Consider the following 15,691-nt stretch of genomic DNA (forward strand, 5'->3'; position numbering starts at 1 on the left):
CTCGCATTGATTGTATACACAGGGACCAGGGAATATCATGCGCTCAATCATCATCCTTTGCCTCACCACCGCATTCCTCAGCGCCTGCAGTGAAGACACTCCGCAGCCCATAGAACCGGATCCCGTCAACGCGGCTCCGCTCGATACCACGAGTCATATTTTTACCTGGGAGTTTGACACTGTTGCAGCGCCGCTGTCAGCGATTCATGGTATTGCGGCTGTGGGACCGGACGATATCTGGGTGTCTGGACAGTTTTACTGGTACGATTCGACAGGCAGAGTGTCCCCCGTGCCGGTCGGGAATGCCGCCCATTGGAACGGGAAGGAATGGAAGTATAAAGGATTCAATTCCATGGGGGGACGCTCCTGGTATCCGTTGGATGATGCAGCAGCCTTCGGACCAAATAATGTCTGGATCTGTGGAGGATCGCCATATAAATGGGACGGTGCGAAATGGACGCTTTACAACTATGACGGATTTTACTTCCACAGCGGAATCAACGATATCTGGGCGTCACCCGATCAGAAACGCGTCTGTGCGGTGGGATACGATAACTCCTGTGTGCTGTATGCGCCGGAGAGTGACTCCTTTGAATGGGTGAACATGCCGGGAGAGGATCATCTGTACAAGGTTCATGGGACGGAGGACGGTACGATCTACATCGCCGCCGGAAATCCGAACATGGGGGATGGACATGTGTACACTATTTCAACGGACGGAACAGTAGAAACGATGTTTCGCTGTCCCTATGGCAGGGTGTCCAACCTGTGGCATTATCGCGACACGCTGTACATCACATGGAATGAGCATATTCTCAGGCTGGTGGATGCGAAAACGGATAATCTGCTGCCTGTGACGAAGGCGAGGCATCATATTTTCGACGTCATCGCCGACGCGCCGAATTCGATCATTGCAACGACGGACTACAACTACATACTGCATTTCAATGGGGCGACCTGGGAGGAAGTGCATTTCGCCTATCCGGCGATGCTGACGGTGATGGATGCGTCCGTCTGCGGACGGCATGTGTACATCGCTGCCTATGCGCCTGGACAGGTCTGTGTCATCGCACACGGGACGCGGCAATAACAAACACCGCCGGGTTTCAGGGAGAACACTTCACAAAAACATCTTTGGGAGGATGTCATGAGACGTACATCATTGTACCTGCTGATCACGTTATTCTGGATGATCGCATTGCGCGCCATGCTCGTTGCACAGGGAGTGCCACAGGCAGAGCACACGCAGAGCACGCATCAGTACATACTCGGGGAGGCCTACAAGTTGCTGAAATCCGAAGAACCCGGCCTGGCCATGAAGCTCCGGGATCACATCGGTGTTGCCGAGAGCGGGGATGGTCCCTGGCAGCGCAACACCATCATGGTCGGGGTGTACCGCGAGGATTGTGAGGATATCGTCTACGGCTACGGGGGAGCGGACAGATCGCTCTGGCCGGCAATAGACATCAACACACCGGGCAATTGCATCGATGCGGTGTACAAGGAGTTTCGGGCTACCATGTTGGGCGAACCCAGTCTTGCGGAGGGATTCACCACACTGACGCATTTCTGGGATCCGAATGCCGAGGACAATTATATCGGCAAGGACGGCATCGTGGTGCAGGGAACGGGACTGCTGACCTGCCTCTCGACGCCGAATCAAACGGTGACGCTCAGAGTGCAGCACAATGCCTGGGACAAAATGCAGAAACTCGCGCGTCCCAATGGTGTCGCCATCCGCGATTACTGGTGGAAGGAGCAGGACAGGATGTATGATGCACAGCAGAGTCTCGTGTGCGTGCTGCCGGAGAAAACGGATGCGAAACAGTGCATGCTCCTCAGCTACAATACACTGGCGGAGCTGTTCAACAAGGGCACTTGCGAGATCATGCTGCCAGGGGAACATTTCTGGCGTCACGTCCAGCTGACGGACATGCAGCGGAAGCAGTATGTGTGGGAGATATTCGGCCGCATGTGCCACCTACTGGCGGACATGAGTGTGCCAGCGCATGTGCATAAGGATATGCACATGGGCAACATGAACATCACCAGGGATGTGAAGCAGCTGGGGATTAAAATCGGTGAGGTGACGCTGATCGTGGAGGATGAGGACAGCTATGAGACCTGGGTCGGATCTCCGGTCAAGCGCTGGTGGACGGCGGAGATGATCAATGACGGACTCATTGATATCAGCAACGCCCAGGATCCGCTGTATCACCTGATGTCCGGCATGCGCAACCTGACGGCGAGCTTCTCCTCGGATGATTTCAATGGAAGTGGCCCCAGTCTGGGCATCCCCCGGAATACGAGCGATATTCCGGACCGGCATAACATCACGCAGGGACAGCCGAATATCAACAAGCACGCCGTCATGTGCAGCGTGCGTGATCATACCTTGCCCCATGCCATTCGTGCCACAGCAACGCTCCTGGCCTGGTTTGCCGAGCAGCTGCAGATGGATGAGTATTACGAGGTGCGCAATGTGGGAGCGCCTGGGTTTGATGATTTTTTCGCCCGCGAGCATTTCGAGGATCCCTTCCCATCAACTGGAACGGTTTCCGGTACGATGTTTGCCAAATCAGCAGGCGATGATCTCTCACTGCGTTCGCATACGGAAATGCATCCTGTGACAAACGCAAAATTCAGATTCTGGTCGGACGATGTGCATGGGATATCCACTATGCATCAGTTTGATGAATACGTTGGAGAAAACCAGGATCGCGTCATCGCAGAATATCGCCAAGCATTTGCATCCAGTACTCCTGCATTAAATGCACGGGATCAATTCGGATCTGGCTTGCACAATATTTTCCCATCCTTCCTTGATCCTTGGAGCGTTTACTATCCTGATTCCGATGATCGCATGCTTTGGCAACCGGCGCAGTTCTCAGATTATCATCCCGTTCCCGGACAGGACTACAATGGCGGTATCCACATCAATTGCTACGATACCCAGAAACCCGAACGTGGCTACTACTCCATTCGTGCATCGAAGCAACTGGATCGCAACTCACATGCACATGCCAGTGACGAATTCGAGGTAGGCGATTATGCGTTTGTCGGTTGGGATGTCAGCAATGCGGACATGTACGTCGACCCGCGCAATAAACAGAATCCGCCACATCCTGCGTACCCGAATCCCGAGCAGTATGACACGAAGATTGTTGATTTCCTGCAGCCGGGTGCGGTGGTGAATGCGATGTACAAGGCGCATCGCTGTGCGGTACATGCGGTGCCGACAACGCGCAGCAATTCGCAGCGCAAAGTTGCGCTCGATGCAGCGAACACGTATCACGCGGTGTATGAGAGCAACGATGCGGTGTGGTATGTGCGCAGCACGGATGGAGGAATGACATGGTCGGGAGAGCGTCGCGTGAGCGAAGCAGGGGAGCAGGCCTCGCGTCCTTCCGTCGCTGCTGCAGGAAATGATGCCTGGATCACGTATGTCGCGGGCGGTGAGGTTGTGCTGCGCGTCACGGCCGGGGATGGCTGGCATGAGCTGTTCCGTGCGCCGGTGGGGATGGTTGCGGAATGCACGCCGGCCGTGGCGGTTCTGGGTGAGTACGAGGGCTGCAAGGCGACGGGACCCGTGGTCTGCGCCACGTGGGAGGATCAAGATGTACTCAAATTCTCCGTGTTCCAGCGCGGCAGTGCGATCGTGACCGACCAGGTGCTCGTCCGTGGCAAACAGCAGACGAATTCCGTCGATCAGCCCCGTTATCCGAGTATCGCCGCCAGTACCATGGCGCCCCGGAAGCCGGGCTTCGATCACGGTTTCCATATTGCGTGGATTGAGAACGGGTCTATCTACTATTGCAGGCTCGGCATTGACCGCAAGGCAACGGCAGCGGCGATCGTCGGTTGGTCCGCAGGCGGAACAGCATACAGGGAGACGGTGCATGCGCGTACGGGCAGTGTCGGCGCGATGTATCCCGCGCGTCATGCGCCGAGCATTGCGGTGACCGAACTGGGAACAGTGCATGTTGGATTCGATGTGGTCAACAGCTGGTCGACCTGGCCGGGAATGGGAACGAAACCCGGTGGACTCCCTGCCGCTTTCGTCCTTCGGGAGCGCATAAATCCCACGTCGATGTTTCCGACATGGAACACCGGAACGAGCGTCGTCAGCACGGGAGGGAGTTCGGCGCAGCTGTGCAGTCCCACCCTCGGCGCACAGCCGTCATCAGATATCAATGGAAAGCCGATCCGCAGTCTGCGCGTGGCGTTCAATGACCGGCCCGGACTGCTCAACGTCCTTCGCCTCGGCACGGCGGTCAACATTCTTGCACATGAAGACGGTATGGACCCGAGCATGACGGTCTGGGGAAATAGCGATGGCTCGCTGCTCGACATGTATTCGGTTGATGGACAGCAGCCGTATGACTGGAACGTTCTTGCCTCAAAAAACAATCTCGCGAAGTCGCAGGCATTGCAGCTGAGCTGGCAGAAACAGCTGCTCGCGAAGCGCGATGCCGACATTGCGGCACTGGGGATTTCTGACCTGAGACTGGCTGACAACACGGGTGATGAGCAGCCGCTTTCCTGGGAAGCCCCCTGTAACGCTGCCGGCGACGTCAGCAGTGCGTCCTTTATTCCCTCCGAAGGCACGCATCTGCTGATGACGCTGGAGCGTTTCGCGCACCTGTCCGAGCAGGCCAATGCCGAGGTACTGGTGAGCGTGGCGGACGCTCGGACCGATGAAATCCTGCGCGCGGACAGCTTTCCGCTCTGTACCTTCGCCGAAGCCGCCGGTGTCGCGACGCATTCAATGGACCTCACCGCGTTTGACGGAGTCGAACTTCGCGTGCGCGCCAATGTCCACACCCATGGGGAGAACTGGGAGATTGCAGCCGTGGATCGCTACGCTGGTACGGAAGAGGCTGCGGATGACAATGTCGCCAAGAACATGCCGCGTGCGCTTGCCGGTGTGCCTTCGCTCGCGCCAAACCATCCCAATCCCTTCAATCCGACCACGGGCATTACATTTTCGCTGCCCCGGGCCGCAGACGTCAGGCTGAATGTCTACAATCTCCTCGGTGAGTTCGTGACTTCGCTCGCCGAGGGACATCACGCGGCCGGAACGCACAGTGTGCGCTTCAACGGCAGCGGACTGCCCAGCGGGGTGTATGTCTACCGTCTCGAAAGTGCGGGACACGTGCTCACGCGCACGATGCACCTGGTCAAATAGAATCTGCCGGCAGAATACCCACCTACCTACCTTACCTCTGCCACACGAAAAGGCCCCGAATCCTCGGGGCCTTTTCGTTTGTCAGGGTTGTCTGGTTTGTATCAGGAGGTATGGTACGGATTCACGAGTCAGGGTGAGCTGATAAGGCGTAATGTCTTGTGATAGCGGCGATTACCGGTGCGAACTTCAAGCATGTACATGCCCGGCCTGAGCTGTGTCACATCCAGCGAAAGAAGTGATTTCCCGGCCTGCAGATATTCAGGCTCTGTTTCCAGGCAGGTTCTGCCGAGCATGTCATGGACGCGGAGTGTCACAGGCTGTTCGCTTTCGAGGGAAAGGGAAACCGCGACGCGCGAGGAGGCTGGATTGGGGTACACTTCGAATGAGACAGTACTGACATCACTGCGATTCACGATCAGTTCCGAAGAGTATTCAAAGCTTCCATCGCGGTCGCGCATTAAGAGACGGTATCTGTGCTCCTGCGTGGGAAGAACTCGATGCGTCCAGGAATAATCCCGCGGAGCATTGCTCAATCCCGCAGCAGGGACGGTGGCAAGGGTCGTCCATGCTGCCCTGCCGTTTTCCCTGTACTGAATTTCAAAAGCATGTGAATTGAGTTCGGTGGCCGTACGCCAGTGAAGTATGAGTCCGTCCTCCTTCCATCGTGCGGTGAACCCCGTGAGTTCTACCGGAAGGGGATTGATGGAAAGATTCACTCCCAGAGCATATTCATAGCTGGAGGTCGTGCCGGTGAGTGTGAACGTGCGGTTCGAGGTATTGTGCGTCAAACCTGAAACGGGGACTGCTTCCCAGTCAGCATCCGGATCTGTGCGTCGCATGAGCGTCACAGCTGCGGGGGTGCTGATCCCTGAGATAGATGAATAATCAATGATCGCGGATGTGGTCACACTGCCAAACAATGTCTGACCCCAGATGATATCTGGTCTCGCATCGATACCGGTGGGAAAGCTTTCTCCGGTGATTGCCGGCTCGCTCACATCCCCATAGATGTATGCGATAACATTATTACTGCTGTCGGGAGTCGACGTAATGAATGTCTGCATGCTGGCACCGGATTCCCCCACGATGACCGGCGTGGTGGTTTTGATGTATACGGGATCCAGCGTGACCGGAATTGTCGATTCCCACCACTGCGATGTTTGCAGATCGTCGCGTACTCCCAGCCAGGTATCGTATGGGTCCCCATCGACAACGGGGGTCGCGATGGTATCGGCACCGGAGCCGGCCCAGCCGAATTCCAGCTCCAGCGTGTTGCAGGTATGCGAGACAATCGCGTTTTCCTGGTTTACTCCTGCGCCGGATACCGTCAGGGTCGGAAGACCGCTCAGTTCATAGCCGTCCCAGTGTTTGTCCGCATCAGCGATTTCCCAGGGTGACGAAGTCGTAAAGTCTGAAAACGGAATGGCATCACAGAGATTACTCGCGGTGGAGTGTACATCAACGAGCAGGGTGTAGAAGGTGCCGTTCTGATTCCCGGTGGAATCGTACACGGTTGTCCCGGAAGTATTATTCATCGGATAATACGCGACCAGATCCTGCGTATTGACCGTATGCGCACTGTGCATCTGCTTGCGGATTTCCTCGCGCGACAGCGCACGTTTCCAGATTCGCACCTCGTCCATCTGTCCGTTAAACAGCCGGTAGTCGGATGGAATGCGTCCCAGATTCAGGCGCATGCGGCCGTTGTGGGATTTGAGATTGCCGCTGATCTGTCCGGTATTGGCCGATGCTTCCTGCACGCCGTTGATATACAACCGCATGCTGGTGTTGCCCTCTGCTGGATTCCCGTCAAAAACTCCGACGAGGTAGTACCAGATGCCCTGTAAGGGTACCGTGGAGGATTGTATGAATTTCCGTGAGCTGCCGGTGCGGACTGCCCATTCGAACTTTGTATTTCCGCTGTTGTGCTGCAGCCAGAAAATGCCCTCATCGATATCGTCGTGATAATCGATGGTGACCAGATTTGCCCACTTATTCTGCGTGGGCTCGTGAGGATTTGTGATGGTATTGGTGGGAGGAGTCTCCCAGCGAATCCAGGCGGCAACAGTTATTTCGTCTGTAAATCCGAAGTCATGCTCCGGGAAATAGACGAAATCACCACCTTCGGTGTAGTCAATGTTGTCGAGAAAGAGTGCCTGTCCGCCTTCCTGTGCACAGGTGTTGGACAGAGGGAGAAAGAAGGAAATGAAAACCGCGAGAAGAAGTTGACGTTGCATGTGCGCCTCCAGATGGTCCGAAGCCGCGCTATCTTTCGTCAAATTACGCGTTGATACTTACAGGCGGATGAATTCAGACTTACGATTTCGTAAACAATGAATTCCCTGTGGTTTATCCCACCATATTTTCCGGTGCGAGCAGCTGATCGAGTTCTTCGCGTGAGAGCAGCTTTTTCTCGAGTACGAGCTCGTATACGCCGCGGCCTGATGCCAGCGCTTCCTTGGCAAGACCGGAGCAGGCCTCGTAGCCGAGGACAGGATTGAGGGCGGTGACGAGTCCGATGCTGTTCTGCACCATTGCACGGCAGTGATCGGCATTGGCGGTGATGCCACTGACGCAGCGGTGGTTGAGCGTGTTCATGCCGTTTTTCAGCATCTCCATGCTCTCGAAAATGCTCTGCACGATCACGGGTTCGAAGACGTTCAGTTCGAGCTGACCGGCTTCCACGGCAAGGGTCACAGTGAGATCGTTGCCGATGACTTTGAATGCGATCTGGTTGACAACTTCCGGGATGACGGGATTGACCTTGCCGGGCATGATCGAGGAACCGGGCTGCATCGGGGGCAGGTTGATTTCATTGAGTCCCGCCCGCGGACCCGACGACAACAGCCTCAGGTCGTTGCAGATCTTGGACAGCTTCGCCGCCAGCCGCTTGATGGCGGAAGAGAACATGATGAAAGCGCCGGTGTCCTGCGTCGCTTCGACGAGATTCTTTGCCGAACGCACTTCAAAACCACTGACATCGCGGAGGTGGGCGACGACTTTCTCTTCGTATCCCTTCACGGCGTTGATGCCGGTCCCGATTGCCGTCGCACCCATGTTGATTTCAAGGAAGAGTTTGACGTTCTCATGCAGACGGTCGATTTCCTCTTCCAGCGTCACAGCCCAGGCTTCAAAGGTCTGTCCCAGCGTCATCGGCACGGCGTCCTGCAGCTGCGTGCGACCCATTTTCAGCACCCCTGAAAATTCCTCCGCCTTGTTGCGAAACGCCCCGATGAGGTCGCGGAGCACTGCGATGAAGGGTTCGGTGCTGCGCAGCAGGGCGAGCTTGATGGCAGTAGGATAGGCGTCGTTGGTGGATTGCGAAAGGTTCACATGGTTGTTGGGATGAACGATTTTGTATTCGCCTTTGTCGTAACCGAGAATTTCGAGCGCCCGGTTGGCGATGACTTCATTTGCGTTCATGTTCGTCGACGTTCCCGCGCCGCCCTGAATCATATCCACTGCGAAATGCGTGTGCAGGCGACCGTTGATGATGTCCATGCATGCCTGCACGATGCTGTCGGCCACGGGTTTGGACAGCAGTCCGAGATCATGATTCGCCCGCGCTGCTGCGAGTTTTACCATCGCAATTCCCTCAATCAGGGAAGGATAGAAGCTGAGCGGCACGCCGCTGATATTGAAATTCTCGGTCGCCCGCAGGGTCTGAATGCCGTAGAAGCGCTCATGGGGCACGTCGCGGTCGCCGAGCAAATCGTGCTCGCGTCGGGTGCGTCCGCTTTCATACTGCGTCGCCACGTTGGCAACATGCGTGGTAATCTGACGCATGCGGCGCGAGATGACTTTCGCCACGCGGGAAAGCACTTTCACACCGATGCTGCCGTGCTCGTCGAACACCTTCGACACACGCTCGCGGCTCAGTGCAAACACGGTGGTTTTCAGCAGTGCACGCGCAGAAGTGGCATGCGGCGAATCGTCCATCAGCACACCTTCGCCGAGGAAATCCTGCCGGGTGAAAATGGAGATACGTTTTTCTTCCCCGAAAGGAGTGCGTTTGAACAGCTCCACTTCACCTTCATAGATGATCCAGAGATAGCTTCTGTCCGTATTCTCCGCGAACAGCAGTTCGTCCTTCGCGAACGTTTTCACCTCGAACTGCTCGAAAAGAATGCTTTTCTGCTCCGGCTCCAGGTCCTGAAAAAGCTCGATGCCAGCTATGAAATCATGCATGATTGCGGAATCCATCACGAAAACTCCTGCTTCGGAAATAGGGTAGGTATGTATTCACCGCGGCGCCAGACGATACGCAGCCGGGAATGATGTATGCAATGTACGCAAAAGCGCTGAGACGCAATGCCGGCGGAAGGGAAAGGAGACAGCCGGAATTCCATCATCCGGCGATACTTCAGCGCAACTGCAGGCGATGCAGATGGATGTGTGTACCGGATCGGAGGAGGAGGAAGTAACTGCCCGGGGACAGCCGGGAAGGGATGTGCAGATGCAGCGCTCCCGTGCGATCACTGCTGACGCTGCGACGATGAAGATTGCGGCCGGATGCATCGATGATGGAGCACTCCCAGTTCATCGGGGGATTCTCGCCGAGCAGTACGGTGACGGACTCCCCGCTGCGCAGGGGATTGGGATACAGGCCGGGGAGCGAGGGGATAGGCGGTCGGTCAACGTCCACTGCCATGGCGAGTCCATCACTGCGTGCGAAGGCCACCGATCCGAAGTACCACAGGATTTCACCATTGCGAAGAAGCTGGAAATCGGTGATGCGTCCATCGCCATTGCGATAGACCTGGTTCCAGGTGCGTCCTCTGTCTGCACTGCGAAACAGCTTCTGGTAGTCGTGTTTATCATTCAGCAGGATGTAAATGGAGCCGTCGACGGACCGCACACATTTTTCAATACTGACGGGAATGGAAGGGAGTCCCACCCGCGAATCGAACCACGAGTTCCCGCCGTCGCTGCTTCGCACCACGCTCGAATCGTACTGCATGATCATGATGCCGTCACCCAGCACCCAGGGCGTTGCGGACGGATCAAGGGCCGTATACGGCAGCTGGACGAACGCGTCCATTTCCCATGTCACGAAATGGCACTCACCCGATGCGGTCGTCGTATAGAGCGTATCCCGTATCAAACGCGAGGTGGAGGTGCTCACGGGAAACGGAAGTTCGGTATCCGTGAGCCGCTCCCAGCTCTCGCCGCTGTCGAGCGAGCGGAAGTGGATCGGCGAATAGAAACGTGATGAAACCAGCAGGTGCCTCCGCGCAGCGCTCTCGTCGGTGTACATGGATGCGACATACAGTGAGTCGAACGAAGGAAGAGGCCTCGCATATATGCTGTCGAGCAGTGCGATCCCGGTATGCGTGAGCACATAAGGGACAGCGCTGTTGAGGGGATCGGCCAGATCGATACCATCCCAGAACATCGGTCTCGGAACATCGACCGGCGACCAGTGGATGCCTTCATCCGCACTGTAGTAGAGATCCGTAAAGAATGTGATGGCGTACATGCCGTTATCCTCCGTCACATACACCGGGAAGTGAATGGGAGCCATGGGCTCGGCGGGACGAGGAATATCCGTCCATCGTACCTGTGCATGGGCTGAAGAGACCATGGCGAGGAAGGCCGGACAGATAATGAGGATGTAGAAAAGCCTGCCTCTCAAGACTGCATTCCCGTATGTCGAAGTTCCCATACCATAACCCGCATCGCTGCATGGAAGTTACATGCGTGTGTCGAAACCCGAGCGATACAATATGCAGATACTGCATATTGTATCGCCCGCTGATTCCCCTCCCGGTACCCTTCCGCAAATGAAAATATGCAGAAACTGCATATTTTCGGCAGAGAGGGTTGCGCAGGGACACCCTTGCATTCTTTCCCGTCTCGTCGTAGTGTGTACCGTAACAACACATCTCATTATTCTGCCTGCGAGCGCCAATCCCTGGAAAGTGCTCACCACAGGCTGAAAGGCTGATCATGAACATCCTGTATATATTTCCGCATCCTGACGACGAATCTTTCGGTCCCGCCAGCATCATGCATCAACAGTTGGATGTGGGACACCAGGTACATCTGCTCACGCTCACGCGCGGGGGCGCGACACGTGTGCGGCATGACCTTGGATTGAGCATCGAGGAAATGGGGGAAATCCGTCTCAAAGAAATGCAGGCGGTTGAAAAGACGCTGCAGCTGTCGTCGATGACCGTGTGGGATTATCCTGACAGCGGACTCAAGCAGATGGACCCGCGTATACTCGAACGCGCCATCGCCGATTTCATAAGGAAGCTTCAGCCGGACATCATCGTCAGCTACGCGGTACACGGTATAAGCGGTTTTCACGATCACCTGGTGACGCATGCGATCGTCAAGCGAGTGTACCTGGAACTTCTCGATGAAGGGCTGCCGCTCCGCCGCCTGGCGCTGCTTACCGTTCCCGACAGTGGAGAGCCGACATTCGAGGACGGCAAGATTCGTCTCAAACATTCCACTCCCGAAGAAATCGGTTGCGCCCAGCCGTTGCGTCCCGCCGACATCGAAGCCATGAAATCGGCCCTCCGCTGCTACGCCACGTACAAAGACACCATCGAAAAATCGGGCGTGGTGGAGAAGGTGGGGGATACGCTGTATTTCGAATTGTACATGGAATCATTCAACCCGCCACTTTCGGATATGTGTGCAGGCATTGCCTGAGAACTGCACCTGTCACCGGATGGCAGCCTTTCTGTCTGTTTTTGTTGCATTTAGGATAATTAGTGCGTATTATCTTCTTGTCGAAGCGCGGATAAGTTCAGTCCCCGGAGGGCCTGTTGTATGGATAGCATTGAATATTCACACGCAATTGTTCATCGGGCCAACATTGACGTCAACGGATACCGGTCTCCCTTTGTAAAGAGGAGAGTGCAGGCACGTATGTTGTCTACGCACTGTACATCCTTTGAACAGTATCTGAATCTGCTGCATGATGATGTTGACGAGCGGGAGTTGTTTGAGCAGTCATTCTCGATTCCGCTCTCCAGTTTCAACCGTGATCCCTGGCTGTTTGCAAATATCGAGCATCACGTTTTGCCTGAAATCGTGAGGCAGAAGCAGACACTCGGTCAGCGCACTGTCCGTATCTGGTCCGCCGGATGCGCTGCGGGTCAGGAGGCATATTCCATTTCAATGCAATTGCTTAAAATGTCCCACTTCAAGGAGGCGGGGTTTCGCGTGTTTATCCTCGCAACGGATATCGACACCAGGGCCCTGCAGCGTGCGAAGGAGGGACTTTTCAATCCCGATGAAGTCAAGAACCTGCGCTTCGGTGATATCCAGACGTTCTTTACACGGGAAGGGGCGATGTTTCGGGTCAGCCAGCAACTCAGGGAGATGATCTGTTTTGCAAAGCATGATCTCGTACGGGAGGGGAATCCCGGACCGCCGGAAGCACTCTTCAATACCTACGATCTCATCCTCTGCAGAAACGTGATGATTTATTATGAACCGCCCATGCAGAAAACCATTGTGCAGCGGTTGAATTCCGCACTGCAGCATGGCGGCTATCTTGCGCTCGGGGAGTATGAAAATCTCCCCGATACGGCCGAGGGGCAGTACCAGCACTTCGCGCACGGACTCCCACTCTACAAAAAGAAATAATCAGAATCGATCCGAGACAGAACATGCCATTCCCAAGTATGCATTTTCATTCCCTCCGTGGCAGATTCCTTCTCTCGCTCCTTCTCATCGGAATTATTCCTCTTTTATGCTTCTTTATCTTCGATTTTTATGGTGAAGTCCACACCATCAATGAGGCCGGGCGACACAAACTCATTGCAGTCCGGGATTTGAAGATCAGGGAAATCGACTCCTGGCTGGATGAGCGCACGGGAGACATGCAGACCTACGCCACTCTGGCACCTCTGGTCAGGAGTGCGACACTTCTGCTGCAGGGCGATGGTGTCGCATCCAATGATGGGGAATTCGAAGCGGTGCGGGACTTTCTGCAGGAAATCTGTGACAGATACAGTGCGTACAAGACCGGGATGGTCATTGATTTCGAGGAGGGGGTGATCAAACTGAGTTCAGTGCGTAAAATGGAAGGGAACGTCTGGCAATATTTCAATCATGTTCCAAGGCATATTGACGAGCGTGAGGTCGTTTTTACAGACGCGTTTCCGTCTGCATCAATTGGCGGCCAGCCATCGATGTACTGCGTGATTCCCATTTCCACACGACCTGCACGGAGGATGATGCTTGTCCTGCAGATCGATCTTTCGGCATCCCTGACAAGCATGATTCGGAACTCGACAGGACTGGGGGAAACGGGGGAAACGCTGATTGTCAATGAAGATGGTGTCGCAGTGACCGCCCTGCGTCACGATGCCGCGGCTGCGCTCAGAAGACGCATTGATGCCGTTCCAGCCTCGCTCGCCCGCAATGCACAGTCTGGTGTCGTGCAGGCCAAGGATTATCGAGGGGTCGAGGTAATCGCAGCATACAGCTATCTCCCCAGGCTCGGTTGGGGTTTCGTAGCGAAGCAGGATGTAGAGGAACTGCATCAGCCTTACTATGACAGAATCGGAAACATCGTTCTCGGTTTTCTGACAGCCATCCTGCTTGGCATTCTTGTCGCGTATTTCCTCACCCGCAGCACAACCGAACCGTTGCGTGAACTGGTGCGATCGGCGCAGCAGATTGCCGGTGGTGAGTATTCTGTCAGGGTGGAAAAGCAACGGCTCGACGAACTCGGAAGGTTGCGCAATGCGTTCAACGAAATGGCGCAGAGTATTGAGACCCGTGTTGCCGTCGCCAACAAGGGCACTGGAATAATAAGTACGGTATCCGTCGTCCGTAATCTGCCGGAATTCGGTGAAGTGCTGTGCAAGGTCTTGAACAGGGAAATGAATGCCATGATTACGGCGTTGTACCTGGCTGATCGTACGACACAGAAAATGTCGCCGTTCGCTGCGACTGGAAGCGAACTTGCAGTTCTGCCGCAGTTTGACATGCAGCATCCAGGGGGACAACTGGGCGAGGCCATGCTGCGCTCGAATTTCAGCCTGCTGCGGTTGGAGCAGCCGGACGTTCTAAAGTTTGAAACGATTGCGGGAACCGCACATCCGTCGGAACTGGCTACTCTGGCGCTGGGCAACGACGAAGACATGCTTGGTGCGCTGCTGATAGCAAAACAGCGGCCGTTCTCCGAGACGGAACGGCAGTCCCTCGCCATGCTGCAGCAGGAACTGACGTCCATTCTGCAGCGCGTCCAGGCCTGGGAAGTCCGCGAACAACTGACGTCCGAACTGCAGGATAAAAACCAGGAACTCGAATCCATGGCCGAAGAACTGCAACAGCAATCCGAAGAGCTGCAGTACCAGAATCAGATGCTGGAGGAACAGAAACGGGAGCTGGAACAGGCCAATGCCATGAAAAGTCAATTCCTCTCGAACATCAGCCATGAACTGCGCACGCCGCTCAACGCCATCCTCTCACTCTCCCGCGTTCTCGAACAGCGTGCCGACAGTGGAATGTCGGAAGAAGAGATCAAATACATCTCAATCGTACAGCGAAATGCACAGGAACTGCTCTCGCTGATCAATGATCTTCTCGATCTTGCACGACTGGAAAGCACGCATATCGAGTCAGAAATTTCAGAATTCAATATCAGCAGCCTGATTGGCGATATCAGCAGAAATCTGGAGACTCTGGCGCAGGACAAAAGCATCGCAATGCACATGGAATTCCCTGTCGAACCCGTCGATGTTGCGCTGGATGCAAAGAACGTGCGGCTCATCGTTCAGAACCTGCTTGCAAATGCTTTCAAATTTACAGATGCTGGTGAGGTGCGGATCACGGTTGAGGATGCCGGCAGCGAAGTGAAGATCTCCGTTCGCGACACCGGTATCGGTATCGCGAAAGATGACCTGCCGCATATTTTTCAAGAATTCAGGCAGGTTGATGGCAGTACCTCGCGGAGGTATGAGGGTGCAGGACTCGGACTCTCGATCGCGTCGAAAGCGGTAAAACACATGCGGGGCAGTATCGTCGTGGATAGTGAGCTGGGGAAGGGGTCGTGCTTTACCGTCACCCTTCCGAAGAAAATGCGAAGCAGAATAAAAACTGCTCCACGGGCTGAGCTGACTCCACTCATAAAACCTGCGCTTGTCGAAGAACGTTCAAAACGGATTCTCATCCTTGAAGACAACGAAGCGATCGTCCTGCAGCTTCGCGCGGTGCTCGAAGACGAAGGGTTTGAGCTGCTGTCGCTCACGCACGGAGTCAATGCTGTTGAACAGGTACGCAGTTTCAATCCCGATCTCCTCATACTCGACCTGATGCTCCCGGAGATTGATGGCTTCAGTGTGCTGCAAATGCTGCGTTCCGCTGAACAGACGCAACATCTGCCCGTTCTGGTGCTCACGGCCAAGAATCTCACGCGCGAAGAAAAAGAACTGCTTGACAGTGACGCGCATCTGCGCCTCATGCTCAAAGGTTCTGTCGGCGAGGAAGAACTTCTTGCAATTCTTTACTCCATGCTCAAAGTGAACTGAGCTT

Annotated in this window: 8 protein-coding genes; 5 read left to right on the forward strand and 3 right to left on the reverse strand. The window is 55.2% G+C overall.

Going from position 1 to position 15,691, the window contains the following annotated elements:
* Nucleotides 1-37: 37 nt before the first annotated feature.
* Both KQI65_04485 and KQI65_04490 read left to right on the forward strand, forming a co-directional pair.
* The gene (locus tag KQI65_04485; GenBank protein MCB2203983.1) at nucleotides 38-1,090 is read left to right on the forward strand and encodes a WD40 repeat domain-containing protein; all 1,053 of its coding nucleotides are present in this window, start codon (nucleotides 38-40) and stop codon (nucleotides 1,088-1,090) included.
* Nucleotides 1,091-1,147: 57 nt separating this feature from the next.
* Nucleotides 1,148-5,188 carry a T9SS type A sorting domain-containing protein gene (locus tag KQI65_04490; protein MCB2203984.1) on the forward strand — a complete coding sequence of 1,347 codons (4,041 nt, stop codon included), beginning with the start codon at nucleotides 1,148-1,150 and terminating at the stop codon, nucleotides 5,186-5,188.
* Between the two features lie 128 nt (nucleotides 5,189-5,316).
* On the opposite strand, the gene KQI65_04495 is transcribed toward KQI65_04490, so the two are convergent.
* The 3 genes from KQI65_04495 to KQI65_04505 form a co-directional block, all read right to left on the reverse strand.
* Nucleotides 5,317-7,425 carry a T9SS type A sorting domain-containing protein gene (locus tag KQI65_04495; protein MCB2203985.1) on the reverse strand — a complete coding sequence of 703 codons (2,109 nt, stop codon included), beginning with the start codon at nucleotides 7,423-7,425 and terminating at the stop codon, nucleotides 5,317-5,319.
* Between the two features lie 112 nt (nucleotides 7,426-7,537).
* Nucleotides 7,538-9,391 carry an aspartate ammonia-lyase gene (gene aspA / locus KQI65_04500; GenBank protein ID MCB2203986.1) on the reverse strand — a complete coding sequence of 618 codons (1,854 nt, stop codon included), beginning with the start codon at nucleotides 9,389-9,391 and terminating at the stop codon, nucleotides 7,538-7,540.
* Between the two features lie 160 nt (nucleotides 9,392-9,551).
* A complete protein-coding gene (locus KQI65_04505) occupies nucleotides 9,552-10,823 on the reverse strand; it encodes a hypothetical protein (protein ID MCB2203987.1) in 1,272 nt (423 codons plus the stop codon).
* Between the two features lie 314 nt (nucleotides 10,824-11,137).
* Here KQI65_04505 and KQI65_04510 point away from each other — a divergent pair, with 314 nt between their 5' ends.
* From KQI65_04510 to KQI65_04520, 3 genes are all read left to right on the forward strand, one after another.
* Nucleotides 11,138-11,851 (forward strand): PIG-L family deacetylase, encoded by a 714-nt coding sequence (locus KQI65_04510; GenBank protein ID MCB2203988.1) that lies wholly within the window; start codon nucleotides 11,138-11,140, stop codon nucleotides 11,849-11,851.
* A gap of 120 nt (nucleotides 11,852-11,971) precedes the next feature.
* Complete coding sequence (locus KQI65_04515; GenBank protein ID MCB2203989.1) at nucleotides 11,972-12,793, forward strand: hypothetical protein; 822 nt, start codon at nucleotides 11,972-11,974, stop codon at nucleotides 12,791-12,793.
* Nucleotides 12,794-12,816: 23 nt separating this feature from the next.
* Nucleotides 12,817-15,687, forward strand: a complete 2,871-nt coding sequence (locus KQI65_04520) for a response regulator (protein ID MCB2203990.1) — start codon at nucleotides 12,817-12,819, stop codon at nucleotides 15,685-15,687.
* The last annotated feature ends 4 nt before the right edge of the window (nucleotides 15,688-15,691 follow it).

The sequence above is a fragment of the bacterium genome (assembly GCA_020444325.1).
Taxonomy (GTDB): Bacteria; Bacteroidota; Ignavibacteria; order SZUA-365; family SZUA-365; genus BM516.

Bases quoted from the DNA above. Each gene is read 5' to 3' on its own strand.
- KQI65_04485 (MCB2203983.1), top strand. From the start codon at position 38: ATGCGCTCAATCATCATCCTTTGCCTCACCACCGCATTCCTCAGCGCC.
- KQI65_04490 (MCB2203984.1), top strand. From the start codon at position 1,148: ATGAGACGTACATCATTGTACCTGCTGATCACGTTATTCTGGATGATC.
- KQI65_04495 (MCB2203985.1), bottom strand. From the start codon at position 7,425: ATGCAACGTCAACTTCTTCTCGCGGTTTTCATTTCCTTCTTTCTCCCT.
- aspA (MCB2203986.1), bottom strand. From the start codon at position 9,391: ATGGATTCCGCAATCATGCATGATTTCATAGCTGGCATCGAGCTTTTT.
- KQI65_04510 (MCB2203988.1), top strand. From the start codon at position 11,138: ATGAACATCCTGTATATATTTCCGCATCCTGACGACGAATCTTTCGGT.
- KQI65_04515 (MCB2203989.1), top strand. From the start codon at position 11,972: ATGGATAGCATTGAATATTCACACGCAATTGTTCATCGGGCCAACATT.
- KQI65_04520 (MCB2203990.1), top strand. From the start codon at position 12,817: ATGCCATTCCCAAGTATGCATTTTCATTCCCTCCGTGGCAGATTCCTT.